This window comes from Marinomonas sp. G8-14, assembly GCF_055808935.1.
Map to the genome: position 1 here is coordinate 1,813,180 of NZ_CM147891.1, position 20,067 is coordinate 1,833,246.

Sequence of the window (20,067 nt, forward strand, 5' to 3'; positions counted from 1 at the left end):
TTACCCTCTATAGTAGTTTGGGAATGCTTTTCATCAATAACAAAAAAGCGCCAGTTAACTGACAAAAATATTCAGACATAAACCTCACAATATTTTTAGCTAACAAAAAAGACTGATTTTCCTCCCTCCTCTAGATCTTTCAGTCTAGCGCCTAAGATAAAAAAAAGCCCCACTAAAAAGTGAAGCTTTCTGTCATACGCTACACGCCACTTATTTATTGCGCGATAAAAATGCGGCAAAGGCTTGATGTGCCTCAGTAGATCGTAATCGATCCTTGAAAATACGCCCTTCTCGCATCAATGCCATCTGCACATCATTTTGCCCTCTAAATTTCAGTAAATCTTTACTTAAAGCCACCGCTTCAACAGGTAAAGCGGCGATTCTTTGAGCATAGAATAAAGCCAACTTGTAGGCTTCTCCTTCTTCGCATAAGTGATTTACTAGCCTCATTTCATGGGCCTGTGTTGCACCAACCACATCTCCTAACACAAGTATTTCAAAAGCTTTTTGATAGCCAACCAACTGAGGCAACAGATGACTGGATGCGGCTTCTGGCACCAAGCCTAACTGCACAAATGGAAACTGTAACCGCGCTTCGCGGGAGGCCAGTACCAAATCACAATGCAACAGCATGGTCGCCCCCACACCAACCGCACGACCTTCCACACCTGCAATAAGGGGTTTTTTATAGCTACTCAATACCTGTAAGAAAGCCATAATCGCTTCCATTTTTTCAGGTGTTTGGGCGATTTGTACAAATTCATTAATATCATTCCCCGAAGAGAAATCCCCTCCAAGGCCATATAACAAGGTAACTTTTACTTGATCGTTGTGTTCTGCGCTACGCAATGCATTCGTCAATGCTTGGTACATGTCTAAGGTAATGGCGTTTTTTTTATCGGTTCGGTTCAAACACAAAACTTGTATACCTGACTCAATACTTTCAGTAACAAAATCACTCATTACTGGCGCTCCTCTGATGGTAAATCAAGCACCTGTTCCTCAACCAATTTACGCACCATAGGCCCGTCTTCAGACCAGCCATGACAAGAATTCACTAATTTAATCAAGGCTTCAGGGACGTGCTGTGGGTACTTCTCTCCTAGAGGTTGCCACATAGTTTGAAAAGCAGTCGTTGCAATCACGGGAAACAACTCCAACACATGAGTACAACCCACTTTTCCACTAAAGGTTTGCTTGAGCCAACGATTCCAACCAGGCCCAATGCGTGTGCCCTTTAAAACAGAAAAGCTTGGCATCGCACCTGCGCAGTTTGGAAAAGGGAAAGCCTCCATGGAAACCGACACCTCCTTGATTAAAAAGGTGTCATCCAATGTCAAACACACACTAATGTCGTGAAAAGGACTGCCCTCTGGGACCAAGCTATCATCAAATTCACGATTGACATCGTAAGTCTTCAAATCCTGCATAGTTGCTTCAATATCCCACAGTCCATCCTCGCGCAAAAAACCATAGGATTCGATACAACGTCTATGCATTAGCTTGCGCTTCATTTGTGTCATTATTGCCCTCCTGACCTGTATTTGAGCAAGCCTTAGACTTGCTTTTCTTCACGCAAGGCACGACGCAACACTTTCCCAACGTTCGTCTTAGGTAACTCTTTACGCACTTCAACAAACTTAGGCACTTTGTAAGCAGCTAAGTTCTCTTTACAGTATGCCCGTAGTGCTTTTTCGTCCAATGAATCAACATTGGCTCTTAACACCACAAAAGCTTTAACCGCTTCACCCGTTTTATCGTCTGGCACGCCAATCGCTGCCGACTCAAGAATGGATGGGTGAGAAGAAAGGCAATCTTCTACTTCTGTTGGGTACACATTGAAACCTGAGACAATGATCATATCTTTAGCTCGATCCACAATTTGCAAATAGCCATCTGGATGCTGCACCGCAATGTCACCTGTAATTAAAAAGCCATCCTCAGTCATGACATCGCGCGTCGCTTCTTCGCGATTCCAATAGCCTTTCATCACCTGTGGACCACGCACGCACAGCATGCCCGCTTCTCCTTGCGGTAATGCTTCACCGTTTTGATCTTGAATTTTGATTTCTGTTTCAGCCACTGGCACACCAATCGTACCAATACGTTCTTTACCAATAGGATTAAAAGACACAACAGGAGAGGTTTCTGTTAAACCATACCCTTCTACCACTTTGCATCCAGTCACTTTTTGCCATTCATCGGCTGCCGCATGGGTGAGCGGCATACCGCCTGAACAGGTAAGTTTTAAGTGTGAAAAATCCAACGCACGAAAATCGGCTTTATTACAAAGCCCGACAAACAAAGTATTTAAACCAACAAAGCCTGTAAATGGCCATTTTTTTAGTTCTTTAATAAAACCGGGCAAGTCTCGTGGATTTGGGATTAATACGCTGTGCGCTCCATTTTCTAACAATGTCAAACCATGGATTAAGAAGGCATAGATATGGTACAGCGGAAGCGGTGCAATATAGAGCTCAACTTTAGGCTCAACAATCGAACTTAAACGCGAGCTTAATTGGTTCATATTAGCGATCAAATTAGCATGCGTCAGCATGGCGCCCTTAGCAACGCCTGTCGTCCCTCCAGTATATTGCAACACCGCAATTTGCTCTGGTTTACAAGCGACTTTAGCAACCTGCTTATCTTTACCTTTTGCCAGTACGTCATTTAACGCAAGCGCATTAGGAAGATGGTACGCTGGCACCATTTTTTTAACATATTTAACAACTGAGTTGACCAACAAACGTTTTAACGGCGAGTGAAAATCAGCAATTTCAGTAATAATGACATGTTTGATCGAGGTTTTGGCTAAGATTTTTTCGACGTTATGTGCCATGTTTGCAAACACGACCAAGGCTTTAACGCCAGAATCATTAAATTGGTGTTCAAGCTCCTTTGGAGTATACAAAGGGTTCGTATTCACCACGATCAGCCCTGCTTTCATCGCTCCAAAAAGAACGACTGGATATTGAATTACGTTAGGCAATTGAATCGCAATGCGATCCCCCGGCATCAAATCCGTTTCGTGTTGAAGATATGCGGCAAACTGATCGGATTTTTCATTCAACTCACGATACGTTAATGTTCTACCAACGCTCGTAAAAGCAGGTAGGTCAGCATATTTGCTGACAGCCGCAGCAAGGACATCCGTTAACGACTGATAGCCATTAGGATTAAGCGACGTTGGCAAGTAACTTCCAGGTACTTTTCCAACATCGGCCGTGCTATGACGAGTAGTATCCATTGACATAATAAACGCTCCATTTGTTTTTTTATTTAGGAGAATAAGTAAACGCAAAAGCTCAACTGTGCAAACTGCCGTTGAGCTTCAGAGCATTCAAGCGCATCCAATCAAACCTAAATAGGAAAGATTTGCGTCAACTTGGTTGCTAACATAATGTCACCATCGGCTCTAATTTTACCTTGCATAAAAGCCGCCATACCGTCTAGTTCACCACTCATGACAGCTTTTAGGGTATCTAAATCCATACTTAGAGTCACCGTAGGATCATCATGTTCCCCTTCTCCCATTTCACATTCGCCATCCGCGATAGTTAAGTGATAGCTGTCCGCATCGTCTAAGTCAAATTGAAATGTCGCCTCCATGTCATCGGCTTCATCGGCATCAAATCGACCTAACATAGATTCAAATACTGCTTTTGCTTCGCTCATCATATTCCCCTTTTCAACCCGTCAAAAATATTGAGTCTCGCTCAGCCAACTTCCTACTGAAGCAAAGCTGAGCGAGGCGTAATTTGCTACATATTATGCATTTAAGAAAACGAAGTTTTCTTCGTCCATTGCCAATAAGTTATCAGCGCCTGACAACATCGCCTCAACATGGGCATGCGTACGTGGCAACAAACGCTCATAATAAAAGGTAGCTGTCTGTAATTTGGCGGTATAGAAGCCCACTTCATCTGTGCCTGCATCTAATTTGGCTTGCGCCGTGACGGCCATACGCGCCCAGAAGTACGCTAAAACAACATAGCCTGAGAACATCAAGTAATCCACCGACGCCGCACCGACTTCATCTTTATTGCGCATCGCTTTCATACCAATTTTCATCGTCACATCGCCCCACTCACCATTCAATTTATCGAGAACGGTGATATAAGATTTAAGGCGCTTATCACCCTTGTGCTCTTTACAGAACTTATGAATGATTTTGGTAAAGCGTCGTAATGTGGCGCCTTGGGTCATCAATACTTTTCGTCCTAGTAAATCCAGCGCCTGAATGCCCGTTGTACCCTCATACAACATAGAAATACGGCAATCTCGTACGTTTTGCTCCATCCCCCACTCTGCGATAAAACCATGACCACCAAACACTTGTAACCCTTGGTTTGCCGCTTCAAAACCTGTCTCTGTTAAAAAAGCTTTAGCAATCGGAGTCAGCAACGACATTAATTCATCTGCTTCTGCTTTTTCTTCTGCGGTACCTCGCTTCATGGTATCAACCAGCATAGAACAATAATGAATTAGAGCCTCGTCCACCTTCAGCAAACGCTTTTTGAGTCAATAACATACGGCGAACATCTGGATGCACTATAATAGGGTCAGCGGCTTTGTCAGGTGCTTTAGGCCCAGATAAGGCACGCATCTGCAAACGGTCTTTTGCATACGCCACAGAATTTTGTAATGCCCATTCAGCGTGCGCTAAACCTTGCAATGCGGTCCCCAAACGAGCAGCGTTCATAAAAGTAAACATGCAGTTTAAACCACGGTTTGGCTCTCCAATAAGAAAACCTTTCGCGCCATCAAAATTCATCACACAAGTCGCATTACCATGAATGCCCATTTTGTGCTCAATGGACCCGCAAGAAACTTGATTTCGGTCAGCGATTTCGCCACCGCTATTAACGTTGTGCTTAGGCACAATAAACAATGAGATACCTTTGGTACCCGCAGGTGCATCTGGCAAACGAGCCAATACGATGTGAACAATGTTATCCGCCATATCGTGTTCGCCTGCAGAGATAAAGATCTTCGTCCCAGTCACGGCGTAACTGCCATCCGCCTGCGGCTCAGCCTTCGTTTTCAACATACCTAGGTCGGTACCACAATGGGACTCGGTGAGACACATGGTCCCCGTCCACTCACCGGACACCAACTTGGTCAAATAGGTTTGCTTTTGCTCATCCGTTCCATGTAATTCAATGGTGTTCATGGCACCATGACTTAAGCCTGGGTACATTCCCCATGACCAGTTAGACGTGGCAATCATTTCAGTAACCAACATACCCAATGAATCGGGTAAACCTTGTCCACCCATGTCTTCAGGATGCGATAAGGATGGCCAGCCACCCTCCACATATTGCTTATAAGCTTCTTTGAAACCATCTGGCGTTGTGACCACGCCATCTTTGAACTGACAACCCTGTTGGTCGCCAATACGGTTTAGAGGAGAGAGGACACGCTCAGCAAATTTGGCGCCTTCTTCTAGAATAGCCGCTACCATGTCTGGTGTGGCTTCTTCGGCACCTGGCAACTTAGCGTAGTGTCCATGAAGATCGAGTACTTCTTCCGTTACGAACTTGATGTCGCGCAAGGGCGCTTTATATTCTGGCATGACTTGTGACCTCTTATTGTTTTTATTCCATATGTTTCATAGGAACCTTTAATATCAGAAAGGTTCCTCTATCAGAGGCTTTCTCTCAATAACAAAAGATGCCAAAGTTAATGACAAAATAGACCAAGATGTGATTTTTTCCAGTGAAACTAGACCATCAAGCAACCGATTTTAAAAATACTCTCTACGAGTGCATAAATTCCCTGACACTAAGAATGACTCGCAATTGACAGCGTCTCCTTACAAAAAAATGGCCATGTCCCTTCTTCGCTACCTATGATTTCCAAACGGCTTGATTCGCACCAAGGGGATGCCGATAAGGTGATCTCCCCCGCGATACATTGACAAAAAGCGCGTCTCCCAAGTGCATGACAAATACGCCTTTGATTCGATAAACGCCCTGCAAATTGGCCATTGATTTGATACTTTTCATCACCTCTTCTTTGTCAAACCGTTCTTCTTTCGGCCACTTCCAACCCAAGACCTGCATCGAATCCTGCTTTTTTGATAATACCAATAACGATTTTCACCGGATCCTTGTTCATGCTCGTGTTCATGTTGGTGTTTTTGTGCAGACGCTGAATTAGAGATATTATGAGCAACCGATATAGAGTCTGGATGCGATAAATCAGCCAAACCTATATCCAAGGCATCAAGATCAAGATGCATAGGATCAGACAGGTAAAGAGCCGGCTTTGATGTCAGTGAAATCGGCCCAAAACGAGCTTTTAAACGCTGTATATCTTCTTGCTGATAACGATCCACATGACTAAAAACAATACCATCAGCTGACTCGATCTGGTCATGAAAAATGTCGTGTTTTGTATAACGTTCGTCTTTTAAATGTCGAGCATCCAGCACACAAAATGCCCCCGTGAATAGCAAAACGTCTTGATATGAATCACTGCGTAATTTAGCAATGATTTGTTGCGGGTGACCAAGGCCCGAAGGCTCTATAAAAATGCGATCAGGGTTATGTTGACGAATTAATTGATTCAAACCCAACTGGAATGCAGCCGACGTGGTACAGCAAACACACCCACCCGGCACCTCACGAATCGCCACACCTAGATCTGCATAGAAGGCGCCATCAAGGCCAATATCACCAAACTCGTTCACCAGCACAGCCCAACGTTCATGAGGAGGCGCTTGTGTTAACAGCTGCCGAATTAAGGTCGTTTTACCCGCCCCTAAAAACCCCGTAATTAACGTAACTTTTATCCCTTGATAACGCATAAGAATACATGCTCAATACATAACAAAAGTGTCAAACATGACAGCTTAAAGGCATAAAAACAATCCGTTCTATTAAAATGAATAGATCATGGTAATGCTAGTCGTCGTGTCTGTTTTTGCCTTCAAATCCAACGCTTCACTGTTGTGGGTCATATTATACGAGGCCTTCATACTCAGATTGTCTCTTAATTTTGACGTAATGGCCGATTCTGATTTTGAAATGGTATTTTTATTACTCTCTAACGCGACATCACTGCCCAATGTTTGAGTGAATTTCACCTCTGGACTAAAGTTGTATTCGTACTCTACTTGCAAATGCACAATGACGGTATCATCCAACGCCCCTTCGTCTGTTCGATTAAAGGAATAACCAGGGCCTATGTTGTAGTCTAAGAATGAATCTTGATTAGCGAACAACCTTTTTGAATAACCAACCGCAATGGTATTCTGGTATTCATAGCCACTAAAACGATCGTCAGTGTAAGACCCAAAAACAAAGACAGACGAGTTCTCAGGGCTTAGTTTATAATCACTTTGCGCCGACAAAAAAACCCTTTGAGCCGTCGCCTCATCCTTTCCCTCGTAAGTGTTGCGCTTGTACAAAGCGTCTAACTGGTATTTATTTTTCCACTCTCTAAAATCTTGTTTAATAACGGCCTTCCCTTTTAAGGCTGAGGCTCTCCGTATTTCCTGTTGTCGCAATCACACCAAGCTCAACCTCGGCACTTAGTGGCTCTAAAGGTACTTCTAACTGCTCAGGCTCGACCGCATGAAGCGATGAAACTGAACAAGCCAAACCGGTCAATATCGATAGCAGAAGCGGTTTCATTGGAATGTCTTCCTTTTATCTCATCAAACAAACTCCGAAGTGGCTAAAAGGAAAAAGGGGGGATACAAAAAACGGAAAACTAACACAATGCCAATACTAGTCCCCCTTCCTTAATGACCATCAGGCTTAGAGCCATTCTTACATTGATCTCGAAATATCACAGTCAAAATTCCGTTAACTATATGAAAAGTAATAGATAAAAAGGAAGGAAGCCTTACACAACAACTCAAACACGCACTTTAACGTTATTATTTACATCTTTACTCTGATAAATGAGGTCATCGCCTGCTAAAGCACGGGCGGATTTTGCCAATCTGTCATACAACAAGACATTGACGGATGCAGCAAGATTCATACAGCCAATTGTTGGAACGAACACAACAAAATCAGCTCTATCTACCAGTTTTTGGTCAATCGTTCCGTCTTCAGGACCGAATATATAGAGGGCATTATCTGGATGCGAAAAAGCAGGTAACGGTGTTGCTCCTTGAATCAAATCGACACAGACAATCTTTGTATCTGGAGTCACAGCGTCAATTAAGGTATCCACTCCCAATGACTCTATATTTATTAATGGAATGGTTGCGCTGACTTTTTTAGTATCCGTGGACATTTTTACAGCCCGGTCATAACGATGGCCAGAGTACAGTACTTGATCAGCCTGATAACAACCCGCAGCTCGCATCACAGCCCCTACGTTGGATGCGCTTTTAGGGTTGATTAAACCAATAGAAATGCATTCTTTTTTCATTACAGACTCACATCACTCACAAGGAAAAGAATCAGGATAATAGCATTATTTAAGCACTGATAAGACGCTAGAACACTGTTATAAGCTGAGCAAAAAATAAGAAAAAACAAATACATCCACCGCCGATCCCTTCCGCTGACCAATAAGATGAGTACACTGAAGGAATTAAAAGCATCTCGACCCTATTTAGGACAACTATGAACCGCCTTAAAAAACTTGGTTTAACCCTGCTAGCCGCTGCGACTTTTGAAACACAAGCGGCATCTGTTTGGAAAGTCACCTCTGGCACCAATACCATCTACATTGGCGGTACCATTCATTTATTAACCCCGCAAGATTATCCCTTGCCCTTAGCATACGAAAAAGCCTATCAAGCGGCAGATAAAGTTGTATTTGAAACCAATATGGACGTCATTAATAATCATGCTTTTAAGCAGCAAATGAAAAAAGAACTCTCTTATTCTGACGGCACCACCATTGATAAAATCATCTCTCCTGACACCTACCAGTCATTAAAGATTTACCTCGATGCTCGACAAATTCCCTTTACCGCTGTACAAAATTTAAAACCCAGCGCCTTAGCGATTTCTCTCAGTATGATTGAACTCAAACATCTAGGATTTACCAGTGAGGGCGTGGATTATTTTTACGCTGAAAAAGCGAAGCAGGATAAAAAGCCAAGTGGCTGGCTTGAAGAACCTGAAAAACAGGTTGAGATACTCAGTGATGTTAATACAAAAGACAGTGACGATGTTATCAATTATGCCCTAACAGACATAAAAGACATGCCGAACAACATGGAAAAGCTAAGACAAAGCTGGCGCAGCGGTGATATGGAGGCCATGGCAGACATAGAATTAAAAGATTTCAAAAAAGATTATCCAGAAGTCTATCAGTCGCTATTGGTTAATCGTAACAATCTTTGGCTCCCCCAAATTGAGCAGATGTTAGAAAACTCTGGTGTTGAATTTATCATGGTAGGCGCTATGCACCTTGCTGGCCCTGACAGTTTATTAGAAAAACTCAAAGCTAACGGTTATCAAGTCACCAAGCTTTAAAGAAAACGATTATTTATTGCAATTTTTCTCCCCAAATCACCACGAATTTTTTATACTTGGCGCCGAAATAGTTAACTGACCAAATGATCAGTGACAAAACTTACTCGGCGCATTGTATTGTGAGCTTTCATTCTAGCATGTGGACTCACAATAAAATGAATATCGTCGGCCCACTAGCAAAAGGCTCCCCTATGCTCGAACGTTATTTTCAACTTAAAGCTCATAACACGTCGGTACGTAATGAAGTCGTTGGTGGTATCACCACCTTCCTGACCATGGCTTATATCATCTTTGTTAACCCTTCAATACTGGCACAAGCTGGCATGGATCAAGGCGCGGTATTTGTTGCCACCTGTCTTGCCGCCGCGATTGGCTGCTTGATAATGGGCCTTTATGCCAATTACCCAATCGCACTAGCGCCTGGTATGGGCTTAAACGCTTTTTTCACCTACGGTGTTGTCCTAGGCATGGGCTATTCCTGGGAACAAGCTCTAGGGGCGGTGTTTTTATCTGGTATTCTATTCATCTTTATCAGTATCTTTCGCATCCGCGAATGGGTTATTAACGCCATCCCGTCATCTTTAAAGCTAGGGATTGCGGCGGGCATTGGTCTTTTCCTTGCCATGATCGCGCTACAAAACTCGGGCATCATTGTTAAAAATCCAGCGACAATGGTGTCCTTAGGAGACCTATCATCACCTTCAGCCATCTATGGCTTGCTTGGTTTCTTCGTGATCTGTGCCTTGTCTTATCTAAACGTCACCGGTGCCGTTATGATTGGCATACTACTGGTCACTGTTCTCTCTATGCTATTCGGTCAAAATGAATTTGGTGGTTTGGTGTCTGCACCACCGTCCATTGCACCGACCTTTCTTGCCATGGACATTGAAGGTGCCTTCCAAATCAGTATGCTAAGCGTGATTTTTGCCTTTTTCTTTGTGGATCTATTCGATACATCTGGAACACTGATTGGTGTGGGTCAACGTGGTAAGTTATTAGACAAAGACGGTAACTTACCACGTTTGAAAAAAGCGCTGCTTGCTGATTCAAGTGCCACTGTTGTTGGTGCAGCCTTGGGTACTTCATCAACCACCAGCTATATCGAAAGTGCCTCTGGCGTTGCTGCAGGCGGACGCACAGGATTAACAGCTGTCGTAGTAGCCTTGTTATTTTTATTAAGCCTTTTCTTTGCACCGTTAGCTGGCTCCATTCCTGCGTATGCAACAGCTGGTGCACTTATGTACGTGGCGGTTTTGATGACAAGCAGTCTCGCTCATGTGGATTGGGACGATATTACCGAAGCCGCACCGGTACTCATTGCAGCATTCACTATGCCGCTTACCTACTCCATAGCAGATGGCATCGCGTTGTCTTTTATCAGCTACGCTGTTATCAAACTATTGTCTGGTCAAGGTAAAAAAGTCAGTCTTGCTGTCTATATTTTAGCAGCCTTGTTTATTGCCAAATTCTTTATTTTCGTTTAACAAGAGCGGAAAAACCAACAAACAGAAGTAAAGTCTCACTTTACTTCTGTTTTTTTACTCTCCCCTTTTTTACCCTCCTCTAAGAAGCAAAACTCCAGTTACCCTCTATTTTCAATAAAGCACGACTGAATACAGTAGTCGTATAACTGTATCTACTATATGATTCGCCATCTTTTTTTACCCGCCAAGCGAAGCAAACATGTCTGACAATGCGCTCTATACGGACTTATCTGGTTACTACGATTTAATGTGTGCCGATATTAATTATCACGCTCAAAGCAATAACGCCCATCGTCTTCATCAAATTTTCGGCAACGGCGGGAAACGGCATTTGGATTTGGCGTGTGGCACTGGCCCTCACATTCACTATCTTAGTCAAGAAAACTATCAATGCAGCGGATTGGACATTAATCAGCCCATGCTCGATATTGCTAAGCAACGTTGCCCTCAGGCGCAATTCGAATTAGGTAACATGTGTGAATTTAACGTGGCCATTCCCTATGACTTCATTACCTGTTTTTTGTACTCAATTCATTACAGCGGCGATATTGGACGTTTAACAAACTGTATCGAAAGCGTTCATAAAGCCCTTAACGTCGGTGGTGTATTTTGCTTTAACGCTGTCGATAAGGACCAGATAAATAATGCTATATCGGCAAAACACAGCGTTGTAGAGGGAGACAGCCAGTTTTCTTTTGCATCCTCTTGGCACTACAGTGGCGAAGGGGAGACACAAACGCTCAAGCTAAGCATAGAAAAAACAAACGCTGAAAAAAAACAGGTCTGGTCTGACGAACATCCTATGGTGGCGTTGAACTTTAACCAGTTACAAGAATTATTAACGCCCTATTTTGACGTTCATGTTTTTGAGCATGAACACGACAAAATCATTGCATGGAACAAACAATCAGGCAACGCTATTTTTTTGTGCGTAAAAAAATAAAAGCAGGCAAGTGACGATCTTAAGATTCGTTCATAGAGCGATATTTTAATATCAAGGCAATGATTTCATGGTCACTAACGGTAGAAGATAAAGACTCGTTCATTGAACGTCTTTGCGGTAAACGTATATTGAATTTACTTTTTAGTATATTCACAACCTGTGAATCTGAATTAGGATCGAACACTTGGCTAGCAAACACACAAATACGTTGTAGTACAAACTCTTTAGCGCTATTTATCATATGGTTCCTATGATGTAAAAAAATTACGTGACTCCCCCTTCGTTCTTATTACTAAATTAAAGCGTCATTTCAAATAAAAGCAGAAGAGCAGATTTATATGTTACTTTTAGGATAAGTAATGGGCAGAGTACTTGAAGAAATTCAGAATTCGCCTCGAATACGGTTTCGTATCCATATGCGCAAACGAAAAGACTAAGCCGTGCCTTCTCTAAGCACGACGTACCACACCAATATGAGCTGAATCCATGGCTTTGTCCACTAATCCTTTCCATAAAAAGCAAATAATCTGAAAATTCCTCCATTACGCCACTCTATTTGGACGCAATTTCACAATGGCAAAATGATTTCAACCAATAAACCGCCAAGCTCACTGCGCGCCGCTCGAACAGTGCCGTTATGCTGACGAATCGCATTTTCGGCAATGGCTAACCCCAACCCAGCCCCACCACTGTGCCGATCCCGCGCCGTTGAAACACGGTAAAAAGGTCGAAAGATAGAGTCCAACTCATCTTCTGGAACGCCTTCACCATCGTCTTCCACTCGAATAACCAAACGATTGGAGTCAACGGTCAAAGCGACTCGAATTTGCTGATTGCCATAATAAATGGCATTACGAACAATATTCTCCAGCGCGCTCATCAGCAGTTGAGGGTGGCACGTTATCATTCGATCAGGAATCTCAGATACCGAGAGGGTCTTGCCCATTTGCTCCGCTTCAAATTGACAGTCTGCTAGTAGCGCTTCACACAAGCTCGAAAACGGCTGTACTTCTCGATTAAGATGACTGTCTACCTGTACACTCGACAATTCGAGCAATTTACCAATCATTTGCTCCAGACGCTGAGCCTCAATGTCTATGCGCGCTAAATCTGGACTTTCTCCCATCTTTCTTCTGGCTAACGCTTGCGCCATCCGTAGGCGCGTCAAAGGGGAACGCAACTCATGGGAAATATCCGATAATAAACGCTGCTGACGGGAAATCATCACATTCACCGCCTCCACCATTTGGTTAAAACTGGCTCCGGCTTGACGAAACTCTGAGGTGCCTCTTTCCAACTCAGGATCAATTTCAAAAATCCCTTGCGCGACTCGCTGAGCCGCCTTTTCCAATCGACGAGCAGGCTGACTTAAGGCCCAAGCCAACCAGAGTAATAAGGGCGTACTCACCAGCATTACCGCGAGCAACAAACGCAATGGGTGATCGAACAGTTGCAATAAAAAATGTGGCGGCTCACTCCATCGAGTACCGATATAAAGATAATAGTCACCATTGGCTAAACGAATCGGCAGCGGCCCCGAAATCATCGTCTTACCGTAGAGTTTCTGCTGAGGATTTTGAGGGTTATCGATGGTGGTCACAAAATTCCGCAACGCTTTAAAAATAAAATCAGGACGTCGGTCTGAGGTTTGAATATTGCCATCACGATCCGTAATAAAAAGCCGTAACCTATCATCAGGCCCAGGGCCTCGGTGCGAACGTCCCTCTAAATGCTCCAAAACCACAGCTAAATCCGGAACAGACGAAAAAGCGTGTTCTACTCGATTTCTTATCTCCAACATCTGCTCATAATGCGGCGGCGCGATGTCCCTACTCTTGCGAGGATCAAAATGCGGTAAGGCTAAAACGGCCAAAATCACCAAAAAGATAGTAAACCAAAAAATCGCAAAAATACGACCATACAAACTGGTGATCTTTGGCAAACGCATCAATCCCCCTCCACCAATAAATAACCACGCCCGCGCAAGGTTTTGATTCTCGGTTTACCATTTGGCCAATCAGGTAGCTTTTTACGCAAATTCGATACATGCATGTCAATGGCTCGATCAAATGCCGCCAAGCGCTTACCCAGCACATCAAGGCTTAACATTTCTTTGGTTAATACTTGGCCAGGATGAAGTAAAAAATAATGCAACAAAGCAAACTCGGTGCTGGTCAAATCCAATAAATGAGCATTGCAATACGCCTCTAGCTTACCGGGATACAGCGTAATATCGCGATACACAATCGCATCACTTTGCAATGGCTCCTTATTGTTTTGAGTTCGACGCAAAATAGCGCGAATCCTTGCCAGCAGTTCACGCTCACTAAACGGCTTTGGTAAATAATCATCAGCGCCCAGCTCAAGACCCACCACACGATCAATCTCATCTCCTTTTGCCGTCAACATTAAAACAGGCACATCCCACTTTTCACGCAACTGCTTCAAGGTTTCAAAACCGTTTAATTTAGGCATCATGACATCAAGCAAAACCAAATCAACACGGCGATCCATCAACTCCAAGCCCGCCACGCCATCGTAAGCCGTACAGACGGTACAGTTTTCAAACGACAGCACTTCTTTTAGTAAATCGCTTAATTCAACATCATCATCAATTATCAAAATGTGTGGCATTCATTTTTCCTATATAAAAAACGGTTCCTGCAAAGCAATGAGACATAAGGAGCGCATACGCCTTGAATCGCCAATCACTCTCCATGCTATGACGATATTTTACGTCGAAAAAAACAAAGTGATGCTGCCTTTACCCTACTTTACTTTCGTAATACGTCTCTTTACCTAGCAATCTGTATTCTACTCCCATGCGCAAAAAGCGCATTGTTAATTACATATCAAAGTCTCATACCCGATAAAAGGAAGAAAATATGAAAACGGTAAAAAAATTAATTTTAGCTTCTGTTGTTCTACCACTCATATTAAGTACAAGTAGCGCATTTGCCTACGGCGGAAAAGACCATCATGGGCCTGGTGACGAATGCCGACCAGGCTTAGACCGCGAAATGATGCAAGAATTGAACCTTTCCGATAGCCAGAAAGAACAATTCAAAGAACTTCGTCAGGCCAACAAAGAAGCAATGAAAGAAAGATTTAAAGACAAACCACAGGCAGATGACGCAATGCGTGATGCGCATTTTGACAAACTAAACGACTTACTTTTGGCTGACAAATTCGACCCTGCAAAAGCCACAGCATTGGCTCAAGAAATGGCAAATAAACAGGTAGAGCGCCAAGTAGATATGTTGAGCAAACAGCATAAAATGCTCAGTATCTTAACCCCTGAACAAAAAGCAAAATTCATTGAACTGCAAAAAGAACGTATGGAAGACTGCGCTGACGACATGCCGCGCCACCACGGTAAAGATCGAAACTAATACAAAAATCAAAAAAGCGACCAGAAGGTCGCTTTTTTCGAACTCAACACGGCAAAAATCTTAGCAAGATACAGCGCTCATTTAACGGCGTTTCCAAATTCTTGCCACCGCTCTATCACTGCCTAACCAGCCAACCACTTCACACACCAAGCCCGTTAGAAAAAATAGCATAATCGGTATAAAACCAGCCACCTCACCAGTCTTTAGCGTCATGATCAAGGAAACACTTGCGATCAGCAAACAAAGCCCTCCCAAGACAATTAAAATGGTTCGATGCGATGGTTTATAATCGTATTCTCCCTCCTCGGATTCAAACATTCCTAGTATCGGAGAGCAAAGCTTGGTTAGCATTTTTTTCATCAGCAATCGCCTTCACAGTGTAAATTCATATTGTGTTTAAAAAAAGAATACCTTTTATATCATTAAGTTAAACAAAAATAAGGTTTTATTAGAAAATACTCCCTTTAATACGACTAAACTTTGCACAGCAACCGCCGATGGCATAGAGGGACTAAAATGTGCAAATTCGTTTCAACAACGAATTTCTCTTATCGAATAAATGGAGAAAGAAATGAAAAAAATACTACTTTCAAGCCTAGCCGCTACCGCATTCACCTTATCGATGACAGCTCAAGCTGACACATTCACATACATAGACTATGGGTTTGGCAGCATAGACCCAGATTACACCGTTGCAAACGACGATTTCTCTTCTCTCTCCGGTGCCTTTGAGTTTGGCAAGGGAGCCTTTATTGCTGCAGAATCAACAGAATACGGTTCTATTGATTTAATGGCTATTGGTGCTGGTGTATACACACCTATTGGAGGAGCGTCTAGCTTGTTTGGCATATTACAATTCGTTGATATTGATTGGAACAATAATAGTGATGATGAAACAGGCTACAGGTTCACGGCTGGACTACGTAGCTCTATAGCAGATCGCTTAGAAGTGGAAGGAAAACTCAAATACGACGACGTTTTTTCAGAAACCGATTCTAGTTTCGCTTTGGGTCTTAGATTCTACGTCACGAGAAACTTTTCCATTGCCGCCAACTACGACGTCGCTGAAATAAACAACAACGACCAAAATGCGATGTTTGCTTCACTAAGACTCAGCTTATAATACGAAGAAACACAAAAAAAACGGATTAACACAAGTTAATCCGTTTTTTCCATTAGTAGAGGCACTCTAATAACTTAGCAGACTTTGGTTAGCCAGTTATGTTTGTCTTCCGCTTTACCCCACTGAATATCATTCAATGCTTGACGCAGTTTCTGAGCAATAGGTCCAGGCTCACCGCTACCAACTTTGTATTCTTTGTCATTATGAATAAAGGTACCAACAGAGGTTAATACCGCAGCGGTACCAGACAAAACCGCTTCTACTTGAGGCTTCGCCGAACGCTCAAGCAATTCAGCCACCGTCAAATCACGCTCGGTCACTGTCATACCTAAATCCGCAGCAAGCGTTAGGATCGAAGAACGTGTCACACCATGTAGGAAGGTAGAATCCAAGCCTTTGGTAATAATCTCGTTACCATCGATCAACAAAAAGTTTGCCGCACCCGTTTCTTGAACATCACCATTAGGACAGAACAAAATTTGATCAGCCTGAACCTCTGCTTTGGCTCTAGAAATTGGCCCCAAAGCACTCGCGTAGTTCCCACCACTTTTGATCATCCCCATGTGAGGAGCACAACGCATGCCGGTTTCATCCAATAGAAGACGAAGTGCTTTAGCACCACCAGTGAAGTAGTCCCCTACTGGCGATAACAAAACATACAGCATAGACGTCAACGTTGGCGCCGCGGCTTTACCAACCGCAGCCTCAGTGCCAATGTGAGTAGGACGAATATACATAGACCCTGGTGGCTCAGGCACATCTGTCGCAAATTCAGCAACCGCATCGAGAATCATTTTAGACACTTGCGCTTCATCGATAACAGGCAAAGACAATAGACGGCTACTTTGTGCTAAACGTTTAATGTTCTGGTCCATACGAAACACATGTACGCTGCCATCAGCATGACGAAACGCCTTCAAACCTTCAAAACACGTACTTGAGTAATGCAAAACATGCGCACCTGGATGTAGTTGAATACTATCCGACGCAACAATACTTGCTTCACTCCATTGATTATTTTCGAATGTTGCCAATGCCATCTTAGGCATAAACACGCTACCAAAAGCCGCCATTATTGTTTCCTATATAATTAAATGATTACCGCAACATCAGCCACCAGACTGACATTATAAGGACTCTAAAATTTGCTTATCGCCCAATTACCCGATAGTAAAACGGAAAACCGCTTGAAGAAAGCAAATCGTAAACCACGGATCAAACTGACTGTGTATTTCCAGTATATTTGCCAATTTGAACCAGAAAATAGACTGACAGAAGTGTGACGAGATACAAGAAGATATTACCTTCTCGCCAAGATGGGGCTCAATAACCGAATGTAGAAATCACCAAGAAGACGCTAAAATTACCTTATCACCACCACTGTTTTTTGCCTTATACATCGCATGGTCAGCGGCCTGAACAACCTCCAGAGAATCTTTGCCGCACTCTGGATAACACGCCACACCGATACTAGCGAACACTTGCAATGACAAACCGTCGGCCACAAAGACTTGAGCCAACTTAGCGCGAATCTTCTCTGCCACCGCTAAAACAGACTCCGTCGACTTAGTCTTATTCATAATAATCAAAAACTCATCCCCCCCAAACGTCCAACCGTATCCGATTTACGCACACAATCAACCAACCGCTGAGCGATTTTTTGCAACAACACATCCCCCACCGCATGACCATAATTGTCATTAATTTCTTTAAAGCCATCGATATCAACAAACAGAACAGACAAGCCCTCTCTTTCTCTGTCAGCCAACGCCAAAGCAGCCTGTAAGCGATCTAGCAGCAAGGTTCGATTAGGCAAATCCGTCAAATCATCATGGCCCGCAGCATAAAGAAGCTGAGCCTCCATTTCCTTACGCTCCGTGATATCGTGCGCCACCGCAATTCTTACTTGATGCTCTTCAGACCAGCGAGCTGACCACAACACATAAACCACTTTACCGTCTTTCCTTACCCAACGATTTTCAAAACGCGGTGATGGCACACCAGCTAGGATATGATCGACCGTATTCAGTGTTTTCCCCCTATCTTCATGGTAAACAAAATCTACCATGGGCTTACCTATCACTTCCTGCGGCGCATAACCGAACATATTCTCAAACGCTGCACTGACAAACACAAAATGGCCAGAACGATCAACAACGCAAACAGCGTCTAACATCAGCTCCATCAAATCAGCAAGACTAATTGCAAGTTCATTGTTATTCATAAACGGATACGCCCAAACATAAAAAAAATGGCAACATAATGGTGACACTGAAAGCCAGCTTAAATAAAGCGTAGCTTACCTAAATGCTTATTATCCATGGTGTTTGGATAAAAAACCTATGATAACTACATAACATAACGAGATTAGACAAAATAAGAACAAGAGAAAAAACCAAAAAGGCTAAAAACCCCCAACATAAAAATATTCGCTATCATCGTCGCCCAAAATACCACCATAAAGCGCAACTTCTTTGTTTTATGACGAAATACTTTCTGCCCTAAAAAAGCGCCAGGCCAACCACCTATTAACGACAAAACATGCAGAGTCGACTCTCGAACTCTTTGCCTTCCTCGCCTGGCTGCGGACTTATCGACACCATAAAAGCAAAAAGTAATCAGACTCAACAAACCATAACCACTCAATAACACAAGGTATTCCAATGACATAAACACCATTCGACAACTTAAAAGAGGCATTTTAGCACGCTTCTCAAGCACGCACTTCCTACCACGCTGACAGCACTGCTCTTAATAGGCGCAGCACAATCGATGAAAAATGAACTCTGCCGAGCTTCTTGGGTCTGAATAAAGAATAGATATATCAACAAGAGGTTTTCGATTGTGAATATTAACTCATTGTTAAACAGCATTATGGGCAACGCAGGCTCGGGCATTGACAAGGCCGTCACTAAAGCAAAATCAGGCTCTATGCCAGGTGGCTTGATGGGCGGTGCCGCGGCAGGCGGATTGGCAGCGATGCTACTGACCAACAAAAAAGCCCGAAAAATGGGTGGCAAAGCGATTAAATATGGTGGCATGGCAGCCATCGGCGGAATGGCGTACAAAGCGTGGCGTGATCACAAAGCAAGCCAAGACTCAGCACACACGTCACAGGCAACTCAGCATCATAACGTGCACTCAAATTCCAATGTCTTACCCACCGTGCCTGCTGGTAGCATCTTCGACCTCGCAGAAGAAGACACAAACAAACCCACCAAAAATATACATCTGATCCTTATACGCGCCATGATCAGCGCAGCCAAGGCGGATGGGCATATCGATGCAACCGAACGCGCACGCATCGAACAACAAATCAGCGACCTCGGCATTACAAAAGAAGAGCAAACATTCTTAATCGAACAACTGAGCGCCACCAGCGACCCGATTACCATCGCACGCCTATCGGAAAGCGAAGAACAAGCCACAGAAATTTACCTCGTCTCCATGCTCGCAGTGGATATCGACACAGAAGAAGAACGACGCTACCTAGATCGTCTCGGAGACGCCTTACGCCTACCCACTGAACTGCGTCAAAACATTGAATATGAAGTGAGCTACATGCAAACGCCTTAAGAATAAAAGAGTTAATTTCAATTTTTTCAATGGGCAACGATAATTGAGAAGGTGTACTTTCTAAAATTTCTTGTCATTGTATCATTGCCTCATCTGATGT

At 43.4% G+C, this 20,067-nt stretch carries 21 protein-coding genes and 2 pseudogenes; 6 read left to right on the plus strand and 17 right to left on the minus strand.

Annotated elements, in window-relative coordinates:
• Window positions 1–210: 210 nt before the first annotated feature.
• From AC0L6V_RS09240 to AC0L6V_RS09285, 10 genes and pseudogenes are all read right to left on the minus strand, one after another.
• Window positions 211–963: an enoyl-CoA hydratase-related protein gene (locus AC0L6V_RS09240; RefSeq protein WP_265219065.1), complete on the minus strand. Its 753-nt coding sequence runs from the start codon at window positions 961–963 to the stop codon at window positions 211–213.
• A complete protein-coding gene (locus AC0L6V_RS09245) occupies window positions 963–1,523 on the minus strand; it encodes a DUF2889 domain-containing protein (protein WP_265219064.1) in 561 nt (186 codons plus the stop codon). Before AC0L6V_RS09245 ends, AC0L6V_RS09240 begins: the two co-directional genes overlap by 1 nt.
• A gap of 32 nt (window positions 1,524–1,555) precedes the next feature.
• Complete coding sequence (locus AC0L6V_RS09250; protein WP_409419707.1) at window positions 1,556–3,253, minus strand: AMP-binding protein; 1,698 nt, start codon at window positions 3,251–3,253, stop codon at window positions 1,556–1,558.
• 107 nt (window positions 3,254–3,360) lie between these two features.
• Window positions 3,361–3,675, minus strand: a complete 315-nt coding sequence (locus AC0L6V_RS09255; protein WP_265219063.1) for an SCP2 sterol-binding domain-containing protein — start codon at window positions 3,673–3,675, stop codon at window positions 3,361–3,363.
• A gap of 93 nt (window positions 3,676–3,768) precedes the next feature.
• Window positions 3,769–5,575 (minus strand): annotated as a pseudogene (locus AC0L6V_RS09260) (acyl-CoA dehydrogenase C-terminal domain-containing protein).
• A 274-nt stretch (window positions 5,576–5,849) separates the two neighbouring features.
• The gene (locus tag AC0L6V_RS09265) at window positions 5,850–6,008 is read right to left on the minus strand and encodes a hypothetical protein (RefSeq protein WP_418138960.1); all 159 of its coding nucleotides are present in this window, start codon (window positions 6,006–6,008) and stop codon (window positions 5,850–5,852) included.
• Window positions 6,008–6,811 carry a CobW family GTP-binding protein gene (locus AC0L6V_RS09270; RefSeq protein WP_418138961.1) on the minus strand — a complete coding sequence of 268 codons (804 nt, stop codon included), beginning with the start codon at window positions 6,809–6,811 and terminating at the stop codon, window positions 6,008–6,010. The genes AC0L6V_RS09265 and AC0L6V_RS09270 overlap by 1 nt, the downstream gene beginning before the upstream one ends.
• Before the next feature lie 72 nt (window positions 6,812–6,883).
• A complete protein-coding gene (locus tag AC0L6V_RS09275; RefSeq protein WP_418138962.1) occupies window positions 6,884–7,513 on the minus strand; it encodes a DUF481 domain-containing protein in 630 nt (209 codons plus the stop codon).
• Window positions 7,458–7,640: a hypothetical protein gene (locus tag AC0L6V_RS09280; protein ID WP_418138963.1), complete on the minus strand. Its 183-nt coding sequence runs from the start codon at window positions 7,638–7,640 to the stop codon at window positions 7,458–7,460. The genes AC0L6V_RS09275 and AC0L6V_RS09280 overlap by 56 nt, the downstream gene beginning before the upstream one ends.
• Before the next feature lie 226 nt (window positions 7,641–7,866).
• Window positions 7,867–8,391 carry an RNA methyltransferase gene (locus tag AC0L6V_RS09285; protein WP_265219060.1) on the minus strand — a complete coding sequence of 175 codons (525 nt, stop codon included), beginning with the start codon at window positions 8,389–8,391 and terminating at the stop codon, window positions 7,867–7,869.
• A gap of 197 nt (window positions 8,392–8,588) precedes the next feature.
• Between AC0L6V_RS09285 and AC0L6V_RS09290 the strand changes: the two genes are divergently transcribed.
• From AC0L6V_RS09290 to AC0L6V_RS09300, 3 genes are all read left to right on the plus strand, one after another.
• On the plus strand, window positions 8,589–9,449 hold the full coding sequence (locus tag AC0L6V_RS09290; protein ID WP_265219058.1) for a TraB/GumN family protein: 861 nt from the start codon (window positions 8,589–8,591) through the stop codon (window positions 9,447–9,449).
• Between the two features lie 191 nt (window positions 9,450–9,640).
• Window positions 9,641–10,933, plus strand: coding sequence for an NCS2 family permease (locus AC0L6V_RS09295; protein ID WP_265219414.1), 1,293 nt, complete (start codon window positions 9,641–9,643; stop codon window positions 10,931–10,933).
• Window positions 10,934–11,132: 199 nt separating this feature from the next.
• A complete protein-coding gene (locus AC0L6V_RS09300; RefSeq protein WP_265219057.1) occupies window positions 11,133–11,876 on the plus strand; it encodes a class I SAM-dependent DNA methyltransferase in 744 nt (247 codons plus the stop codon).
• 19 nt (window positions 11,877–11,895) lie between these two features.
• On the opposite strand, the gene AC0L6V_RS09305 is transcribed toward AC0L6V_RS09300, so the two are convergent.
• The 3 genes from AC0L6V_RS09305 to AC0L6V_RS09315 form a co-directional block, all read right to left on the minus strand.
• A complete protein-coding gene (locus AC0L6V_RS09305; protein ID WP_111606961.1) occupies window positions 11,896–12,117 on the minus strand; it encodes a hypothetical protein in 222 nt (73 codons plus the stop codon).
• A 327-nt stretch (window positions 12,118–12,444) separates the two neighbouring features.
• The gene (cpxA, locus tag AC0L6V_RS09310) at window positions 12,445–13,824 is read right to left on the minus strand and encodes an envelope stress sensor histidine kinase CpxA (protein WP_265219055.1); all 1,380 of its coding nucleotides are present in this window, start codon (window positions 13,822–13,824) and stop codon (window positions 12,445–12,447) included.
• On the minus strand, window positions 13,824–14,510 hold the full coding sequence (locus AC0L6V_RS09315; protein WP_265219054.1) for a response regulator: 687 nt from the start codon (window positions 14,508–14,510) through the stop codon (window positions 13,824–13,826). The genes cpxA and AC0L6V_RS09315 overlap by 1 nt, the downstream gene beginning before the upstream one ends.
• A 251-nt stretch (window positions 14,511–14,761) precedes the next feature.
• Between AC0L6V_RS09315 and AC0L6V_RS09320 the strand changes: the two genes are divergently transcribed.
• Window positions 14,762–15,268 (plus strand): CpxP family protein, encoded by a 507-nt coding sequence (locus AC0L6V_RS09320; protein WP_265219053.1) that lies wholly within the window; start codon window positions 14,762–14,764, stop codon window positions 15,266–15,268.
• Between the two features lie 81 nt (window positions 15,269–15,349).
• Here the strand turns inward: AC0L6V_RS09320 and AC0L6V_RS09325 are convergent, their stop codons facing one another.
• Window positions 15,350–15,628 carry a hypothetical protein gene (locus AC0L6V_RS09325; RefSeq protein WP_265219052.1) on the minus strand — a complete coding sequence of 93 codons (279 nt, stop codon included), beginning with the start codon at window positions 15,626–15,628 and terminating at the stop codon, window positions 15,350–15,352.
• Window positions 15,629–15,839: 211 nt separating this feature from the next.
• Here AC0L6V_RS09325 and AC0L6V_RS09330 point away from each other — a divergent pair, with 211 nt between their 5' ends.
• Entirely contained in the window at window positions 15,840–16,391 is a 552-nt protein-coding gene (locus AC0L6V_RS09330; RefSeq protein WP_265219051.1) for a hypothetical protein, read from the plus strand.
• Between the two features lie 74 nt (window positions 16,392–16,465).
• Here AC0L6V_RS09330 and AC0L6V_RS09335 read toward each other — a convergent pair whose 3' ends face one another.
• The 3 genes and pseudogenes from AC0L6V_RS09335 to AC0L6V_RS09345 form a co-directional block, all read right to left on the minus strand.
• On the minus strand, window positions 16,466–17,464 hold the full coding sequence (locus tag AC0L6V_RS09335; RefSeq protein ID WP_265219050.1) for a branched-chain amino acid aminotransferase: 999 nt from the start codon (window positions 17,462–17,464) through the stop codon (window positions 16,466–16,468).
• Window positions 17,465–17,734: 270 nt separating this feature from the next.
• A pseudogene (locus AC0L6V_RS09340) lies at window positions 17,735–18,615 on the minus strand (diguanylate cyclase domain-containing protein).
• A gap of 143 nt (window positions 18,616–18,758) precedes the next feature.
• Window positions 18,759–19,091, minus strand: coding sequence for a DUF1294 domain-containing protein (locus AC0L6V_RS09345; protein WP_265219048.1), 333 nt, complete (start codon window positions 19,089–19,091; stop codon window positions 18,759–18,761).
• A gap of 144 nt (window positions 19,092–19,235) precedes the next feature.
• Between AC0L6V_RS09345 and AC0L6V_RS09350 the strand changes: the two genes are divergently transcribed.
• Entirely contained in the window at window positions 19,236–19,967 is a 732-nt protein-coding gene (locus AC0L6V_RS09350) for a tellurite resistance TerB family protein (RefSeq protein ID WP_265219047.1), read from the plus strand.
• Window positions 19,968–20,067: the final 100 nt, after the last annotated feature.